Annotated in this window: 14 protein-coding genes; 10 read left to right on the forward strand and 4 right to left on the reverse strand. The window is 58.4% G+C overall.

What is annotated here, in order from left to right; all coding sequences use genetic code 11:
* The first annotated feature begins 387 nt into the window (after positions 1-387).
* From tig to PMI28_RS30715, 8 genes are all read left to right on the forward strand, one after another.
* Entirely contained in the window at positions 388-1698 is a 1311-nt protein-coding gene (gene tig, locus PMI28_RS25860; protein ID WP_007982206.1) for a trigger factor, read from the forward strand.
* Between the two features lie 92 nt (positions 1699-1790).
* Positions 1791-2426, forward strand: coding sequence for an ATP-dependent Clp endopeptidase proteolytic subunit ClpP (clpP, locus tag PMI28_RS25855; RefSeq protein WP_007982208.1), 636 nt, complete (start codon positions 1791-1793; stop codon positions 2424-2426).
* Positions 2427-2538: 112 nt separating this feature from the next.
* On the forward strand, positions 2539-3822 hold the full coding sequence (gene clpX, locus PMI28_RS25850) for an ATP-dependent Clp protease ATP-binding subunit ClpX (protein WP_007982210.1): 1284 nt from the start codon (positions 2539-2541) through the stop codon (positions 3820-3822).
* A 161-nt stretch (positions 3823-3983) separates the two neighbouring features.
* Positions 3984-6380, forward strand: a complete 2397-nt coding sequence (gene lon, locus PMI28_RS25845; RefSeq protein WP_007982212.1) for an endopeptidase La — start codon at positions 3984-3986, stop codon at positions 6378-6380.
* A gap of 149 nt (positions 6381-6529) precedes the next feature.
* Positions 6530-6802, forward strand: coding sequence for an HU family DNA-binding protein (locus PMI28_RS0128255; RefSeq protein ID WP_002552737.1), 273 nt, complete (start codon positions 6530-6532; stop codon positions 6800-6802).
* Between the two features lie 233 nt (positions 6803-7035).
* Positions 7036-8907, forward strand: coding sequence for a SurA N-terminal domain-containing protein (locus tag PMI28_RS25840; RefSeq protein ID WP_007982214.1), 1872 nt, complete (start codon positions 7036-7038; stop codon positions 8905-8907).
* A gap of 202 nt (positions 8908-9109) precedes the next feature.
* Positions 9110-9949: a DUF2242 domain-containing protein gene (locus PMI28_RS25835; protein ID WP_007982216.1), complete on the forward strand. Its 840-nt coding sequence runs from the start codon at positions 9110-9112 to the stop codon at positions 9947-9949.
* A gap of 194 nt (positions 9950-10143) precedes the next feature.
* The gene (locus PMI28_RS30715) at positions 10144-10290 is read left to right on the forward strand and encodes a hypothetical protein (RefSeq protein ID WP_173900858.1); all 147 of its coding nucleotides are present in this window, start codon (positions 10144-10146) and stop codon (positions 10288-10290) included.
* A 31-nt stretch (positions 10291-10321) separates the two neighbouring features.
* On the opposite strand, the gene PMI28_RS25830 is transcribed toward PMI28_RS30715, so the two are convergent.
* On the reverse strand, positions 10322-11362 hold the full coding sequence (locus PMI28_RS25830; protein ID WP_007982218.1) for an AraC family transcriptional regulator: 1041 nt from the start codon (positions 11360-11362) through the stop codon (positions 10322-10324).
* A 3-nt stretch (positions 11363-11365) separates the two neighbouring features.
* Complete coding sequence (locus PMI28_RS25825) at positions 11366-12496, reverse strand: nitrilase-related carbon-nitrogen hydrolase (RefSeq protein WP_007982220.1); 1131 nt, start codon at positions 12494-12496, stop codon at positions 11366-11368.
* A 207-nt stretch (positions 12497-12703) separates the two neighbouring features.
* On the opposite strand from PMI28_RS25825, the gene PMI28_RS25820 reads away from it, so the two are divergent.
* Both PMI28_RS25820 and PMI28_RS25815 read left to right on the forward strand, forming a co-directional pair.
* Positions 12704-14743, forward strand: a complete 2040-nt coding sequence (locus PMI28_RS25820; RefSeq protein ID WP_007982222.1) for an oxidoreductase — start codon at positions 12704-12706, stop codon at positions 14741-14743.
* 185 nt (positions 14744-14928) lie between these two features.
* Positions 14929-15855, forward strand: coding sequence for a 1-aminocyclopropane-1-carboxylate deaminase/D-cysteine desulfhydrase (locus PMI28_RS25815; protein WP_007982223.1), 927 nt, complete (start codon positions 14929-14931; stop codon positions 15853-15855).
* A gap of 122 nt (positions 15856-15977) precedes the next feature.
* Here the strand turns inward: PMI28_RS25815 and PMI28_RS25810 are convergent, their stop codons facing one another.
* Both PMI28_RS25810 and phnX read right to left on the reverse strand, forming a co-directional pair.
* Positions 15978-16538, reverse strand: coding sequence for a cytochrome b (locus tag PMI28_RS25810; RefSeq protein WP_007982225.1), 561 nt, complete (start codon positions 16536-16538; stop codon positions 15978-15980).
* Positions 16539-16775: 237 nt separating this feature from the next.
* Positions 16776-17603, reverse strand: a complete 828-nt coding sequence (gene phnX, locus PMI28_RS25805) for a phosphonoacetaldehyde hydrolase (RefSeq protein ID WP_007982227.1) — start codon at positions 17601-17603, stop codon at positions 16776-16778.
* Between the last annotated feature and the right edge of the window lie 61 nt (positions 17604-17664).

Raw genomic sequence — 17664 nt, forward strand, 5'->3', positions numbered from 1 at the left:
ATATTTCGAAAGGCGCCAGATTGAAAAGTCTGGCGCCTTTTTTGTTTCAGCGGCTGCCGGTTTCGGGCCGTAGGGGCAGGGCGTTTCGTCGTATTTATGTTTCTCGATGATGCCGTCCTGTCCGCCGGCCTCGCTTGCGAGGTCGGCTGTCAGGGAGATGATTGGCTACCTCTTCTATATATAGAAGGGTTGGTGCAGAGCCCTGGCGTGATTGGTTGTATTTGCCATCGGGGCGAGGTGCATCCGTGCATTCGCACCTATAAATTGCCTGCTGCGTTTTTACCCGTTTTCAGTAGGGTGACTTCTTGAGTTTGACCCACTAGAATGCATGCCCTTGATTCTGGGGTCGGAAACGGCCGGCTAACGTCTGTGCAACGAGGAATATCCATGCAAGTTTCTGTTGAAAATACTACTGCTCTTGAGCGCCGCATGAGCGTCACCGTGCCGGCTGAGCGCATCGAGAGCCAGGTCAACAAGCGTCTGCAGCAGACCGCCCAAAAGGCCAAGATTGCCGGCTTCCGTCCAGGCAAGGTGCCAATGAGCGAAATCAAGCGCCGTTTCGGTGCCGATGCTCGTCAGGAAGCTGTAGGCGACGTGATCCAGTCTTCTTTCTACGAAGCTGTGGTTGAGCAGAAGCTGAACCCGGCTGGTTCGCCTTCGATCGAGCCTAAATCCCTGGAAGCAGGCAAGGACCTGGAATACGTCGCTGTATTCGAAGTGTTCCCTGAGTTCACCGTTGCCGGTTTCGAAGGTATCACCGTCGAGCGCCTGAGCGCTGACGTGGCTGATGCCGATCTGGACAAGATGCTGGAAATCCTGCGCAAGCAGAACACCCGTTTCGAAGTGGCCGATCGCGCTGCCCAGAACGAAGACCAGCTGAACATCGATTTCGTCGGCAAAGTCGACGGTGAAGTGTTCGCTGGCGGTTCCGCCAAGGGTACTCAGCTGGTTCTGGGTTCCGGCCGCATGATCCCTGGTTTCGAAGATGGCCTGGTTGGCGCAAAAGCCGGTGAAGAACGCGTTCTGAACCTGACTTTCCCAGAGGACTATCAGAACCTGGACCTGGCTGGCAAAACCGCCGAGTTCACCGTGACTGTAAACACTGTTTCCGAGCCAAAACTGCCAGAACTGACCGAAGAGTTCTTCGCTCAATTCGGCATCAAGGAAACCGGCTTGGAAGGCTTCCGCGCCGAAGTTCGCAAGAACATGGAGCGCGAGCTGCGCCAGGCGATCAAATCCAAGGTCAAGAATCAGGTAATGGACGGTCTGCTGGCCACCAACCCGATCGAAGTGCCAAAGGCTCTGCTGTCCAACGAAGTTGACCGTCTGCGCGTGCAGGCTGTTCAGCAGTTCGGCGGCAACATCAAGCCAGACCAACTGCCGGCCGAGCTGTTCGAAGAACAAGCCAAGCGCCGTGTGGTACTGGGTTTGATCGTGGCTGAAGTGGTCAAGCAGTTCGACCTCAAGCCTGACGAAGCTCGCGTTCGCGAAATGATTCAGGAAATGGCTTCGGCTTACCAGGAGCCTGAGCAAGTTGTGTCCTGGTACTACAAGAACGACCAGCAACTGAACGAAGTCCGTTCGGTTGTGCTGGAAGAGCAAGTTGTGGATACTGTTCTGCAGAAAGCTAGCGTGACCGACAAATCGGTCTCTTACGAAGAAGCGGTCAAGCCGGTAGAAGCTCCACAAGCCGACTGATTGTTACTGCGTTAGAAGCACACACCATAAGCCAGCTCTCGAGCTGGCTTATGCGTATTCAAGACATAACTATTTGGGAGTGACTGCAGAGCATGTTCCGTAATTCGTATATTCAGCAGAACTCTGATGTCCAGGCCGCAGGTGGCCTGGTCCCGATGGTTGTCGAGCAGTCCGCTCGTGGCGAGCGCGCCTACGACATCTACTCGCGCCTGCTCAAGGAGCGAGTGATCTTTCTGGTTGGTCCGGTAGAGGACTACATGGCCAACCTGATCTGTGCGCAACTGCTGTTCCTTGAAGCGGAAAACCCGGACAAGGACATCCATCTCTACATCAACTCCCCGGGCGGTTCGGTGACGGCGGGCATGTCGATCTACGACACCATGCAGTTCATCAAACCCAACGTGGCCACCACCTGTATTGGTCAGGCGTGCAGCATGGGCGCGTTTCTGCTGACGGCCGGTGCCCCTGGCAAGCGTTACTGCCTGCCGAACTCGCGTGTGATGATTCACCAGCCACTGGGCGGTTTCCAGGGCCAGGCGTCGGATATCGAAATCCATGCCAAGGAAATCCTCTTTATTCGTGAGCGTCTCAACACGCTGATGGCCAAGCATAGCGGGCGCACTCTTGAAGAAATCGAGCGCGATACCAACCGCGACAATTTCATGAGTGCAGAAGCCGCGCGTGAGTACGGGTTGATCGATGAAGTGATCACTCAGCGCCCTGCTTAAAATAAGCAGCTCAAAATAGGGTTGGTCGGCGGGTCCGATCACCTGCGGGCTTGAAAAAGCCCGCAATAGCCTTCATCTTGTGTTGCAAGCCTATCGGATTTGGATCGAACGAATGACTGACACCCGCAACGGCGAGGACAACGGCAAGCTGCTCTATTGCTCCTTCTGTGGCAAAAGCCAGCATGAAGTGCGCAAATTGATTGCCGGCCCCTCGGTCTTTATCTGCGACGAGTGCGTCGACCTGTGCAATGACATCATCCGCGAGGAGGTGCAGGAAGCACAGGCCGAAAGCAGCGCGCATAAATTGCCTTCGCCTAAAGAAATCAGCGGCATCCTTGATCAGTATGTGATTGGTCAGGAGCGTGCGAAAAAGGTTCTGGCCGTAGCGGTGTACAACCACTACAAGCGCCTGAATCAGCGTGACAAAAAGAATGACGACGTCGAACTCGGCAAGAGCAACATCCTGCTGATCGGCCCGACAGGCTCGGGTAAGACCCTGCTTGCCGAAACACTGGCCCGCTTGCTGAACGTTCCGTTCACCATCGCTGACGCAACCACCCTCACCGAGGCGGGTTACGTGGGTGAAGATGTCGAGAACATCATTCAGAAGCTGCTGCAGAAATGCGATTACGACGTAGAAAAAGCCCAGATGGGCATTGTCTACATCGATGAAATCGACAAGATTTCGCGCAAGTCTGACAACCCGTCGATCACCCGGGATGTTTCCGGTGAAGGCGTGCAGCAGGCCCTGCTCAAGTTGATCGAAGGCACGGTCGCTTCCGTTCCGCCTCAAGGTGGTCGCAAGCATCCGCAGCAGGAATTCCTTCAGGTCGACACCCGTAACATCCTGTTCATCTGCGGTGGTGCGTTCTCCGGTCTGGAAAAGGTTATTCAAAACCGTTCCACCAAGGGTGGCATTGGTTTCAACGCGGAAGTGCGCAGCAAGGAAGAAGGCAAGAAGGTGGGCGAGTCCCTGCGTGAAGTCGAGCCTGACGATCTGGTCAAGTTCGGTCTGATCCCGGAATTCGTCGGTCGTCTGCCGGTACTTGCCACGCTGGACGAGCTTGACGAGGCTGCGTTGATGCAGATCCTCACCGAGCCGAAAAATGCTCTGACCAAGCAATATGCCAAATTGTTCGAGATGGAAGGCGTTGATCTGGAATTCCGTTCCGACGCTCTGAAATCGGTCGCCAAGCGTGCCCTGGAACGTAAAACCGGTGCCCGTGGCCTGCGTTCGATTCTCGAAGGTGTATTGCTCGACACTATGTATGAAATCCCCTCGCAATCCGAGGTGAGCAAAGTAGTGATCGATGAAAGCGTGATAGAAGGCAAGTCCAAGCCACTGTATATCTACGAAAACAGTGAGCCGACCGCCAAGGCCGCGCCAGACGCTTAAGCGTCACGCAGCTTGAACAAAGAAGGGGCCTTCGGGCCCCTTTTCTTTTAGTGCGTTTTAACACTGTCTTTGCGCTTGTTTTTTTTCAAGGCAGCCCCCATCTTGGTTTCAAGCTTAATTCCATCTGTTTACGGCCTTGCGGCCGCCGTAGAGGCGAAATCATGAAGACAACCATCGAATTGCCTCTCCTGCCATTGCGTGATGTCGTGGTTTATCCGCACATGGTTATCCCGCTGTTCGTGGGGCGCGAGAAATCCATCGAAGCCCTCGAGGCCGCGATGACGGGTGACAAGCAGATTCTTCTGCTGGCCCAGAGAAACCCGGCTGACGACGATCCCGGTGAAGATGCCCTGTATCGCGTCGGTACAATTGCCACCGTTCTGCAGCTGCTGAAGCTGCCTGACGGAACGGTCAAGGTTCTGGTCGAAGGTGAGCAGCGGGGCGCCGTGGAGCGCTTCAGCGAAGTGGATGGCCACTGCCGTGCCGAAGTCTCCCTGATCGACGAAGTCGACGCGCCAGAGCGCGAGTCGGAAGTGTTCGTTCGCAGCCTGCTGTCTCAGTTCGAGCAGTATGTGCAGTTGGGCAAGAAAGTCCCCGCTGAAGTCCTGTCATCGCTCAACAGCATCGACGAGCCGGGCCGCCTGGTGGACACCATGGCCGCGCACATGGCCCTGAAGATCGAACAGAAGCAGGAAATCCTCGAAATCATCGATTTGTCGGCCCGGGTCGAGCACGTTCTGGCGTTGCTGGATGCCGAGATCGATCTGCTGCAAGTCGAAAAACGCATTCGCGGCCGCGTCAAAAAGCAAATGGAGCGCAGTCAGCGCGAGTACTACCTGAATGAGCAGATGAAGGCCATTCAGAAAGAGCTCGGCGATAGCGACGAAGGTCACAACGAAGTCGAAGACCTGAAAAAGCGTATCGATGCCGCCGGTCTGCCGAAAGACGCCCTGGCCAAGGCGACGGCTGAACTGAACAAGCTCAAGCAAATGTCGCCGATGTCCGCGGAAGCGACCGTAGTGCGCTCCTACATCGACTGGCTGGTTCAGGTGCCGTGGAAGGCCCAGAGCAAGGTGCGCCTGGATCTGGCGCGTGCAGAAGACATTCTGGATGCCGACCACTACGGCCTGGAAGAAGTCAAAGAACGCATTCTCGAATACCTCGCCGTGCAAAAGCGTGTGAAGAAAATTCGTGGTCCGGTGTTGTGCCTGGTCGGTCCTCCCGGGGTGGGCAAAACGTCCCTGGCGGAGTCGATTGCTCACGCCACCAACCGCAAGTTCGTGCGCATGGCCCTCGGCGGCGTACGTGATGAAGCGGAAATTCGTGGCCATCGCCGTACTTACATCGGTTCGATGCCAGGAAGATTGATTCAAAAGATGACAAAAGTGGGTGTCCGCAACCCGCTGTTCCTGCTCGATGAAATCGACAAAATGGGCAGCGACATGCGTGGCGATCCGGCATCGGCGTTGCTGGAAGTGCTCGATCCCGAGCAGAACCACAACTTCAACGATCACTATCTGGAAGTCGATTACGACCTGTCCGATGTGATGTTCCTGTGCACCTCGAACTCGATGAACATCCCGCCGGCGTTGCTGGACCGGATGGAAGTGATCCGTCTGCCGGGCTACACCGAAGACGAGAAGATCAACATCGCCGTGAAGTACCTTTCGCCGAAGCAGATCACTGCCAACGGTTTGAAAAAAGGCGAGCTGGAATTCGACGCCGAAGCGATTCGCGACATCATCCGCTACTACACCCGTGAAGCTGGTGTGCGTGGGCTGGAGCGGCAGATTGCCAAGGTTTGCCGCAAGGCCGTCAAGGAACATGCGCTGGAAAAACGCTTCTCGGTGAAGGTCACCGCAGACGCGCTGGAGCACTTCCTGGGCGTGCGCAAATTCCGCTACGGCCTGGCGGAGCAGCAGGATCAGATCGGCCAGGTGACCGGGCTGGCATGGACTCAGGTGGGCGGCGAACTGCTGACCATCGAAGCCGCTGTGGTGCCGGGCAAGGGCCAGTTGATCAAGACCGGTTCGCTGGGTGACGTAATGGTCGAGTCGATCACCGCTGCCTTGACCGTTGTTCGCAGCCGGGCGAAAAGCCTGGGCATTCCCCTGGACTTCCATGAGAAGCGCGACACGCACATCCATATGCCGGAAGGGGCGACTCCGAAGGACGGTCCTAGCGCCGGTGTGGGCATGTGTACGGCCCTGGTGTCGGCATTGACCGGCATTCCGGTACGCGCGGATGTCGCCATGACCGGCGAAATCACCTTGCGTGGCCAGGTGCTGGCGATTGGCGGCTTGAAAGAAAAACTGCTGGCTGCCCATCGTGGCGGAATCAAGACCGTGATCATTCCTGAAGAGAATGTGCGCGATCTCAAAGAGATTCCGGACAATATCAAGCAGGATCTACAGATTAAACCGGTTAAATGGATTGACGAGGTCCTGCAAATTGCGTTGCAATACGCGCCGGAGCCCTTGCCGGACGTGGCTCCGGAGATAGTCGCGAAGGATGAGAAACGCGACGCAGATTCTAAGGAAAGAATTAGCACGCATTAGTACGTATTTGCCTGGGGGGCTTTCTTGACAGCTTTTTAGAGCCCTTGTTATAAAGCGGCTCTTAAGTGTCTGTAGGCCATTCAGCACTCGTTTTTGCTTTCACCAAAAAAACTTAGAATCATACTCAAATAGATATAAGGGGACTTAGAGTGAACAAGTCGGAACTGATTGATGCTATCGCTGCATCCGCTGATATCCCGAAAGCTGCTGCTGGCCGTGCGCTGGACGCTGTAATCGAATCCGTCACTGGCGCTCTCAAGGCTGGCGACTCTGTTGTTCTGGTTGGTTTCGGTACTTTCTCCGTAACTGATCGTCCAGCTCGCATTGGTCGTAACCCACAGACCGGTAAGACGCTGGAAATCGCCGCAGCCAAAAAACCAGGTTTCAAAGCCGGTAAAGCACTGAAAGAAGCTGTCAACTAAGTTCGATTCAGGTTTTTACCCATCCGGGTCGGGGTCATGCCTGACTTGGCAGCGGAGCGGCAGTCCTGACTGCAGGTCGCCGGTTCAAGACACCGAGGGTCGCAAGTTCGAGCCCTCGATCCGCTCCGCCAGTTACGAGAAGGCGCATCCTCGGATGCGCCTTTCTTCTATCCGGATTCTACCCACGCTCCACGGTTGCCTAATTTTGAAGTTCAACCGTTTCTGGGGGACGCATGCTGCAGAATATCAGGGACAATTCACAAGGCTGGATTGCCAAGACTATTATCGGGGTCATCGTTGTTCTGATGGCCTTGACCGGTTTCGACGCCATTTTCAAGGCCACGTCGCACAGTAATGATGCGGCCAAGGTCAACGGCGATGAAATCAGCCAGAACGAGCTGAGCCAGGCGGTCGATATGCAACGCCGCCAGCTCATGCAACAGCTGGGCAAGGATTTCGATGCTTCCTTGCTGGATGAAAAAATGTTGCGCGAATCGGCTCTCAAGGGCCTGATCGATCGCAAGCTGCTGCTGCAAGGCGCAGAAAAGTCGAAGTTCGCTTTTTCCGAGGCGGCACTTGATCAGGTCATCCTGCAAACACCAGAGTTTCAGGTTGACGGCAAGTTCAGCTCGGAGCGTTTCGACCAGGTAATTCGCCAACTCGGCTATAGCCGCATGCAATTCCGCCAGATGCTGGCTCAGGAAATGCTGATTGGTCAGCTGCGTGCCGGCCTGGCAGGTAGCGGTTTCGTGACCGATACGCAGGTGCTGGCGTTTGCCCGTCTGGAAAAACAGACCCGCGATTTCGCTTCGCTGAACATCAAGGCTGACCCGGCGGCTGTGAAGCTGACCGACGAAGAGGTCAAGGCTCATTACGACGAACACGCCAAGGAATTCATGACGCCGGATCAGGTGATCATTGATTACCTCGAGTTGAAGAAGGCTTCCTTCTTCGATCAGGTCAGCGTCAGCGACGAAGACCTGCAAGCGGCCTATCAGAAAGAAATCGCGAACTTGTCCGAGCAACGTCGGGCTGCGCACATTCTGATTGAAGTCAACGACAAGACCACCGAGGCGCAAGCCAAGGCGAAGATTGAAGAGATCCAGGCCCGGTTGGCCAAGGGCGAGAAATTCGAGGCTCTGGCCAAGGAATTCTCCCAGGATCCGGGTTCGGCGAACAACGGCGGTGACCTGGGTTATGCCGGTCCTGGCGTCTACGACCCTGCGTTCGAAAAAGCCCTGTATTCGTTGACCCAGGACCAGGTATCGGGGCCGGTTCGCACTGACTTCGGTTTCCACCTGATCAAGCTGTTGGGCGTGGAAGCGCCACAAGTACCAACGTTCGCCAGCCTGAAAGACAAACTGACCCGTGGTCTGAAAACCCAGCAGGTCGAGCAGCGCTTCGTCGAAGCGAGCAAGCAACTGGAAGACGCCTCGTTCGAAGCGTCCGATCTTGCTCAGCCAGCGCAGGACCTGAAACTGACCGTCCACACGTCCAAGCCGTTCGGCCGTGAAGGCGGTGAGGGTATTGCAGCCAACCGTGCCGTGGTCACTGCAGCGTTCAGCCCGGAAGTCCTGGATGAGGGCGCGAACAGCACCGCCATCGAGCTCGATCCGGAAACCGTGGTCGTGTTGCGCGCCAAGGAGCACTTGAAGCCTTCGCAACTGCCGCTGGAAAGCGTTGCGGTCAACATCCGCGAGCAATTGGCCAAGGAGCACGCCAGTGCTGATGCCAAGACCAAGGCTGAAGCGTTGATTGCAAGCCTGCGCGACGGCAAGACCCCGCTGGATAAGGCGATCGACGGCCAGGCCTGGAAAGTCACCGAAGCGGCGACCCGCGCTCAGGAAGGGGTCGACCCGGCGGTGCTGCAAGCGCTGTTCCGCATGGCTAAGCCTGCGGCCAGGGACAAACCAACCTTCACCAGCGTGACGCTGGCGGATGGCAGCCTGATGATCGTGCGTCTCAATGGCGTGAACGAAGGCGCCGCGCCGACCGAAGAAGAGAAAGCGCAATATCGTCGCTACCTCGCTTCGCGCATCGGCCAGCAAGACTTTGCGGCTTACCGCAAGCAGCTGGAAAGCCAGGCGGACATCAAGCATTACTGATGCCTGACAAGGTTTAGTGCTGCACAGGAGACCCCGGCCGAAAGGCCGGGGTCTTTTTGTTTGCCGTACGTCATTTGCCGCGGTGACTTTTCCTTGAAACCGGGGTCAATCAGCCTGTAACTGTTTTAAGACACAATCGTTGCTCCGCTAAGCATCGATCTGTTGCACAATACGCCCCGAACCGTTTTCCTCAGGATGTTCAATGTTTAAATCATTTCCCATGCGGGTTGTCGGGCTGGTTGCCGTGCTGGCCGTTGCGGCCGGTTGTTCATCGAAAAAGGCGGCCATCTATGAGCATGAGAACTTCGACGACTCCGGAACGTTTTCCCGCAACTACCCGGTCACCGATACCCAGAGTTGCGAAGCGGCCCGCCGCGCCTTGTTGAGCCAGGGTTACATCATCACCAGCAACGATCCGAAGCTGGTCAGCGGCCACAAGAGCTTCCAGCAGACCGGCGAGAATCACATGGAGATCAGTTTCAGTGTGGTGTGTGCCGATGACGGTAGCGAAGGGCACCACGCGACCGTATTCGCCAACGCCTTGCAGGATCGTTATGCGCTGAAGAAGACCAACAACTCTGCCAGTCTCGGTGTGGGGGTGTTGGGCTCGGTGTCGATGCCGATCGGCTCCTCTGATGACTCGATGGTCAAGGTCGCCAGCGAAACCGTATCGTCTGCCAAGTTCTACGAGCGTTTCTTTGCGCTGGTCGAGCTGTTCCTGCCGCCGGAAGCGAAAAAGGCTGCGCACATCACCGAAAAGCCGAAAACAGACCTGGGCATGCCTGAAGCCAAGGTAGCGCCGGCTCCACTGGCGCCTGCTCCGACAACTGCACCGATCGCCGCGCCAACCCCAGCCGCCCCAGTGGAACCCGCCCCGGCGGCCTCTGAACCGCTTGCTCCACCGCCTGAAGCGGCACCGATTACCCCGGTTCAGAATACAGAGCCGGTACCTTCGGTAGAATCCATCACACCACCGGCGAACCCGACGGACATGCCACCGCCGAGCGAGCCGATTCCGGCGATGCCTGCCTCCGGCCAGTGATTGATCGCGGTACGGGATCGGCCAACAAGTAACGGTCCCGTAGCGAGCGCAAAGATTGATCCGCGTCAAACAAGGCCGCTGTCCTGCGGCCTGTAGCGAAAAAACCCGTGATAAATTCCAGACTGCCTGCTACGTTTTATTCAGTAGCGACGAAGTGTCGTGCCCGCGTCATTTTTCTTTCACGCGGGCACCTTATGCTCAAGGCATTGGTCATTTGTTCAGATGTTTTTCAATACGGGTTGGGGGATTCAAAAATGGACGATTATCAAGAAGAACTGCTCGAGTACCAGGCTTTCGAACTGGACCCGCTGGAACCCGCAGAAGACGCTACTGAGCTTTAAAGCTTCAACGTTTCGCTTGCAGCTAGAGGCTTCAGGCTGTTTTTCTATGGCTGCGGCGAAATTCGCCGGGTGTCTGCCCGTTCCAGCGTTTGAAAGCGCGTTGAAACGCCTCGGCTGAGGCAAATCCCAGCAAGTAGGCGATTTCTCCGAATGCCAGTTCGGTGTCGCGTATGTAAGTCATGGCGAGGTCGCGCCGGGTATCGTTGAGAATGGCGCGAAATTGCGTGCCTTCCTCGGCGAGTTTGCGGCGCAAGGTCCAGGTTGGCAGCTTCAAGCGTGCCGCCACTTCTTCCAGGTCGGGTTCCCGGCCGCCATTGAGCAACGGTCCCAGCAGCGCGATGATGCGTTCACGCAGGCTGCGGGTACGTGTCAGTTGCTCCAGTTCCCGCTCACACAGTTGCAGCAAGTGCCGCCAGGTACTCGGGCAATGCTCGGTGTTGCGCTGTGCGAGGCTGGAAAGGCTCAAGCGCAGTTGATTGTGCTCGCCGCCAAACACAATCGGGCAGTCACCCAGGACGTCGTAGGCGGCGCGGTAGTCGGGCTGCTCGAACTCGATTTCAATGCGTTCGGCGCGTAGCGGGGCAGGGCTGACACTGGAGAGCTGGTGCAACCAGCCTGCGATGATCGAATCCACCACGAAACGGTTGTAGGCGTTGTACGGGCTGATGGAATAAAAGCGCAGCCAGGCGCCCTGGGCATCTTCATGAAAGCTCGATTGACCGCGATAGTTCGAGCCGTACAGGGCTTCAAAACGAATCAGGCAGCGTGCCGCTTCACGCACCGTCGGCGCCTGGGCGGCGGTGATACCGGCCAGGCCGGCCTGGCTCAAGCGGCTGAACTGAGCCATGCGCAAGCCGAGCGCCGGGTTGTCGGTCAGCTGAATGGCGCTGTGACCCAGGCGCATATAGCGCGGGATCGACAGCCGCGCACCGGCTTCGCTCAGGCGAGCGGTATCGAGGCCGTATTGTTCGAGCAGTGGCTGTGGGTCCACGCCATGGCTGCGCACGGCGTCGGCCAGGCTGTGAACAAAGCCTACTGACAAATCGCCCAGACGCATCGGCAGCGGTTTCATGGGTTACAACCACAGGTTCAGCAAGCGCGCCCCATGGGCGTCGCCGTCGGCGAATTGCCGCCCGTTGCTGCTGAGAAAACTCTGGCCGGCGCTGCCCTGATCCCAGAACTGACCCCGCAGGAACACGCTCATGCCGGCGATGGCCTGGCTGGCCGGTGCCTGGGTGGTGAGGGTCAGGCGTTGCCAGGCCTGGCCTTCACTGATCTCGCCGGATTTGAGATTCACTGAAGCAGGTGTGGATGTACCCCGATAACCGCGCCACGGCTGGTCCCACGTGCCCCGGCCAGCCACGTATGCGGGGACGGCGATCAGTTGCACGCTTTGGTCGTCGAGCTTGCGGTAGTTGTCCGGGTACCAGCTGTCGCGGCCGATCAGTATGCCCAGGCGTCCGGCGGGGGTATCGACGACATTCAGCGAATGCTCGCCGTTGGCCTTGATTGCCTCCTGTTCAGCGAAGACCGGATGCATCTGGCGCTGGGGCTGACCGATTGGCAGCCCCTCGCTACTGAACACGACGCTGCTGTTGTACAGCGCTCCGCGGCCGATTTTCAGGGTGCCGTCGATGATGCTGGGCTCGGGCAAAACAATGGAACCGGCCACCAGGGTCACGTGGAATTCTTTTGCCAACCCGCCGAACAGCGCCTGATAGTCCCTGGCCATCGCCTTGGCCTTCATGCGCAGGTGGGCATCGTCCAGGCGGTTGCCGCCCTCGGCGCTGATCAGGGCGCGAACGAACTTCAAGGGATTGCTCACCGCGAGCCAGTTCATGGCCTCCTTGAGGGTGGTGGCCTGGTACAGCTCGTCTTTCTCGCCGCTGACCATCAGCCAGGTGCCGACATGTTCCGGCAACACGACGATGGTTTTGCCGTTCAACAGGCCCTGGTCCCGGGCCTTCTGCAAGTAAGCCGCAAGTTTACGGTGCAGGCGTTCGGGACTTTGGTAATCGGTGGGAAACAGCTCGGGCTGGATGCCCAGCAGGTTGCCGCGATCGGCAGGTGTGCCCTGATCGACGGCGAGATTGATCCGCAGGTCCGAAAGATAATGGCCCACCGGTCGGTCCGCGGCCCACATCGCGTAAGCCGTGAGGGCGGCAACCATCGCCATGGAGAGCGTCAGGTACAAAAGTTTGCGCATGGGGAACAGTCAACGGTCGCGTGCAGGGTTCGTCGACTAGGTTATGGCCCATGTCGTCGCTTGCCAAGTGTTGCTGCTCATTTCGATCAATAAGTTGTCAGTTACGGTCATTGAGCGACAGTGGTGCGACTCTTAGTCTGTCGAGCATGACTGACAGGGGCCGTAGAGCCCTTGCACTTTCCGTGATCGCACGATGTGGAGTTTCCGATGACCGCCGTTCAATACCCGCACCTGTTGGCTCCGCTGGACCTGGGTTTCACCACGCTGCGCAACCGCACCCTGATGGGGTCGATGCACACCGGTCTTGAAGAGAAGCCGGGTGGCTTCGAGCGTATGGCGGCGTACTTTGCCGAGCGTGCCCGTGGCGGTGTCGGCCTGATGGTCACCGGCGGCATCGGCCCGAACGACGAAGGTGGCGTGTATTCCGGTGCAGCCAAGCTGACTACCGAAGAGGAAGCGCTGAAACACCGCATCGTTACCCGTGCCGTGCACGACGCAGGCGGCAAGATCTGCATGCAGATCCTCCACGCCGGTCGCTATGCCTACAGCCCGAAACAGGTCGCGCCCAGTGCAATCCAGGCCCCGATCAACCCGTTCAAGCCTAAAGAACTGGACGAGGAAGGCATCGAGAAGCAGATCAGCGATTTCGTCACGTGTTCAGTACTGGCACAAACCGCCGAGTACGACGGTGTGGAAATCATGGGTTCGGAAGGCTACTTCATTAACCAGTTCCTCGCGGCCCACACCAACCATCGTACCGACCGCTGGGGTGGCAGCTACGAAAACCGCATGCGCCTGCCGGTGGAAATCGTTCGTCGCGTACGTGAAGCGGTGGGCCCGAATTTCATCATCATCTTCCGCCTGTCGATGCTCGACCTGGTCGAAGGTGGCAGCACCTGGGAAGAGATCGTTCAACTGGCCAAGGCCATCGAGCAGGCCGGTGCGACCATCATCAACACCGGTATCGGCTGGCACGAAGCGCGGATTCCGACCATCGCCACCAAAGTGCCACGTGCGGCTTTCAGCAAGGTCACGGCCAAGCTGCGGGGCTCGGTCACTATTCCGCTGATCACCACCAACCGCATTAACACACCGGAAGTCGCCGAGCAGATTCTCGCCGAGGGTGATGCCGACATGGTGTCCATGGCGCGGCCGTTCCTCGCCGACCCGGATTTCGTCAACAAGGCCGCTGCAGGTCGCGCCGATGAAATCAACACCTGCATCGGTTGCAACCAGGCCTGCCTCGATCACACCTTTGGCGGCAAGCTGACCAGTTGCCTGGTCAACCCGCGTGCCTGCCACGAAACCGAACTCAATTACCTGCCCGTGCAGCAACTGAAGAAAATCGCCGTGGTCGGTGCCGGCCCTGCCGGTTTGTCTGCCGCGACCGTGGCCGCCGAGCGTGGCCATCAGGTGACGCTGTTCGATTCGGCCAGCGAGATCGGCGGTCAGTTCAACATCGCCAAGCGTGTTCCGGGCAAGGAAGAGTTCTTTGAGACCATTCGCTACTTCAACCGCAAGTTGCAGACCACCAACGTCGAGGTATGCCTGAACACCCGAGTGAATGTGGCAGAACTGGTCGAAGGCGGTTACGACGAGATCATTCTGGCCACCGGCATTGCGCCGCGCGTGCCGGCCATTCCAGGGGTGGAAAACGCCAAGGTACTGAGCTATCTGGATGTGATCCTGGAGCGCAAACCGGTAGGCAAGCGCGTCGCGGTGATTGGTGCGGGAGGTATCGGTTTCGACGTCTCCGAGTTCCTTGTCCACGAAGGCGTCGCCACCAGCCAGGACCGCGCCGCGTTCTGGAAGGAATGGGGCATCGATACGCACCTTGAAGCACGCGGCGGTGTCGCTGGTATCGAGGCGGCGCCCCATGCCCCGGCCCGCGACGTGTTCCTGCTGCAACGCAAGAAATCCAAGGTCGGTGACGGACTTGGTAAAACCACCGGCTGGATTCATCGCACCGGTCTGAAGAACAAGCAGGTGCAGATGCTCAACAGTGTTGAATACCTGAAAATCGACGACGAAGGCCTGCACATCCGCATCGGCGAAACCGGCGAACCGCAGGTGCTGCCGGTGGACAACATCGTGATTTGCGCCGGGCAGGATCCGCTGCGTGAGTTGCATGAAGGCCTGGTGGCGGCGGGGCAGAGCGTGCATCTGATCGGCGGCGCGGACGTCGCGGCAGAACTGGATGCCAAGCGGGCGATTAACCAGGGTTCGCGTCTGGCGGCGCAGTTGTAATAGCAGGCCTGTGGCGAGGGAGCTTGCTCCCGCTGGGCCGCGAAGCGGCCCCAAATCGGTAGGTTCGGCACATCAGAAGTATCGAGTGTTCCGGGTTTGCGACTGCTGCGCAGTCGAGCGGGAGCAAGCTCCCTCGCCACAAGTCAGCTGTTAAGATGCCGGCTCTTCACCCAGAGCCGGCATTGATGCTTCTCCCTTCCTCCACCTGGCTACCCCAGCCCCCCCTTGAACGCGTTGATCTCGACTGGCTTACCCACGCCGGTATCGAAGTGGCGATCCTGCGTCTGGACCGGATCGACCCGCTGATCAGCGGCAACAAATGGTTCAAGCTAATCGAGCACCTGAAGACCGCCGAGCGCGTCGGTGCCGAAGGCATCATCAGTCTCGGTGGGGCGCATTCCAATCACCTCCATGCGTTGGCGGCGGCGGGCCAGCGTTTCGGCTTTGCCACTGTCGGCCTGTTGCGCGGGCATCCTCAGGAAACGCCGACCGTGGCGGATTTGCAGGCATTTGGCATGCAGTTGCACTGGCTGGGTTACGGCGGCTATCGGGCGCGACACGAGGCCGGTTTTTGGCAGCCCTGGCAAACGCAGTACCCGACGTTGCATCCGGTGCCTGAAGGTGGGGGCGGATTACCCGGTGCCCGAGGGTGCATGCAGTTGCGGGCGCAGGTTGGTGCGCAACTGGCTGGATTGGGCTGGAGTGATTACGACGGCTGGTGGCTAGCCTGCGGCACCGGCACGACCCTCGCGGGGCTGGTGCTGGCCGAAGCCGGTGATCATCCGGTTTACGGGGCGTTGGCGGTGCCTGACGATCATGGCGTGGCGCAGCAGGTCGAGATGATCGTGGGGCAAGCGGGCGTGTCAGGTCCGGTGTATGAACTGTTTGAGGCCAGTCGCGGCGGGTTTGCCAAGGTCGATCCGCTGCTGCTTGAGTTCATTGAAAAGACCGGGCAGGCCAGCGGCATCCCCCTGGAACCGCTGTATACCGGCAAAGCGCTGCTGGCACTCAAGCAGCAAGTCGAAGCGGGCCGATTCGCCCAAGGTACGCGACTGATTTTCATCCACACCGGCGGCTTGCAGGGGTGGCGGGGTTTGAGTTCAAAAAACTGAGCGGCGCTGCGATCCAGTGTGGGAGCGGGCTTGCTCGCGAAGGCAGTGTGTCAGGCAATACAAAATCGACTGATACTCCGCCTTCGCGAGCAAGCCCGCTCCCACATTGGAGTTCATTGGTTTCAGGAGTCGCGGTTCACCCGCTTGGGCATCATTCGCAGCAAGGTGTTATCGCCCACCACATAGTGGTGATACAGCGCGGCCGCGGCATGCAGGCCGATCAGCCAATAGCCGATAGTGCCGCCGAGCTCGTGCCAGTCCTGGAGTTGTTTGGCCAGGTCCTTGTTTTCCGCGATCGGCATCGGCAGGTCGACACCGTAGAACATCACCTGATTGCCTTTGGCGCTGGTGACCAGCCATCCGAGAATCGGCGTGACGATCATGAAAATGTACAGCGCCCAATGCATCAGCCTGGCCAGCGTCGTTTGCCAGTGCGGCGAGGCCGGGAAGACCTCCGGTGCCGGGCCGAGACTGCGTGCGAACAATCGCAGCCAGACCAGAACGAATACGGTCAGGCCGAGCATGAAGTGTGATTCGACGATCAGCGTGCGTCCGCCACTGCCCTTGGGAAAGAACCCGCGAAACTCGATACAGGCGTAAACCAGCACCAGCAGGACCAGCATCAACCAATGCAGCGCGATCGATACGGTGCTGTAGCGCGAGGCGGAATTTTTCCACGGCATACGGTGTTCCTCAGAGGTCCGGTTTAAAGCCACCGTTCTTGTCTGACGGCGTGCATTAACTGTAATCCTGTTTCACCGGGTTTGCCTGAGGCGATTGGTCGCTGGATGCTCTGGTTCAGGTAGTAGACAGAAAAACCTGTAGGAGCGAGCTTGCTCGCGATGGAGTGTCAGTCGACATCAACGTATCTGACACTCCATCGCGAGCAAGCTCGCTCCTACAGGGGGGCGTTGCGTTTTTTAGCTCGATTGCGGCATTTCGCCGTTGGCCAGACGCTTGTTGATGTCGGCGATCACTTCCGGCAGATCGGTGATGGTGTCGATCATGTAGTGCGGGCGCGAACCTTCGAACATGGCGTGGATGCGCTTGCGTTCGCTGTCCAGTTGGTCGCTGCCCAGCGCGCGATAACCTTCGTAGTCCAGGCCCAGGGCGTTGCCCGAGCAGATCAGCGCCACGGTCCACATGCCGGCACGGCGACCTTCGAGAATGCCCGGCACGGTGTCATCGATCTTCACGCACGCGGCGACATCGTCGATACCCAGGGCGATGACATTGGCCAGTGCCTGGGCGGGCCATGGGCGGCCATTCGGCACTTCGTCGGTGGCGACCACGTGATCGGCCACGTAACCATTGGTGGCGGCCAGTTCGACCACTTTGTCCATGACCTGTTTCGGGTAGCCGGAGCAAGAGCCGATCTTGATCCCTTGCTGACGCAGATTGGCGATAGTTTCCAACGCCCCGGGAATCAGTGCCGAGTGCTCGGCGATTTTTTCGATTTGCAGCGGCATGAAGCGCTGGTAGATCGCGGTCACGTCATCGTCGGTCGGCGTGCGCCCAAACACTTTGCGATAACGCTCGGCAACTTCCGGCAGATCGCACAGGGTGCGGATGTGGTCCCACTTGCCCATGCCCATCGGGCCACGGGCTTCTTCGATGGACACCTGGACATCGAACTCGGCGAAGGCCTCGACGAAAATCTGCGTCGGGGCGAAGGAGCCGAAATCGACCACGGTGCCGGCCCAGTCGAGGATGGCGGCTTGCAGTTTGGTTGGGGTGGTGTAGTTCATGTCTCAAATCCTGTTTGTTGGAATGATGAGTAAATCCGGGTAGCAGCTGCCGAGCCTGCGA

It is taken from the genome of Pseudomonas sp. GM48 (assembly GCF_000282335.1).
GTDB lineage: Bacteria > Pseudomonadota > Gammaproteobacteria > Pseudomonadales > Pseudomonadaceae > Aquipseudomonas.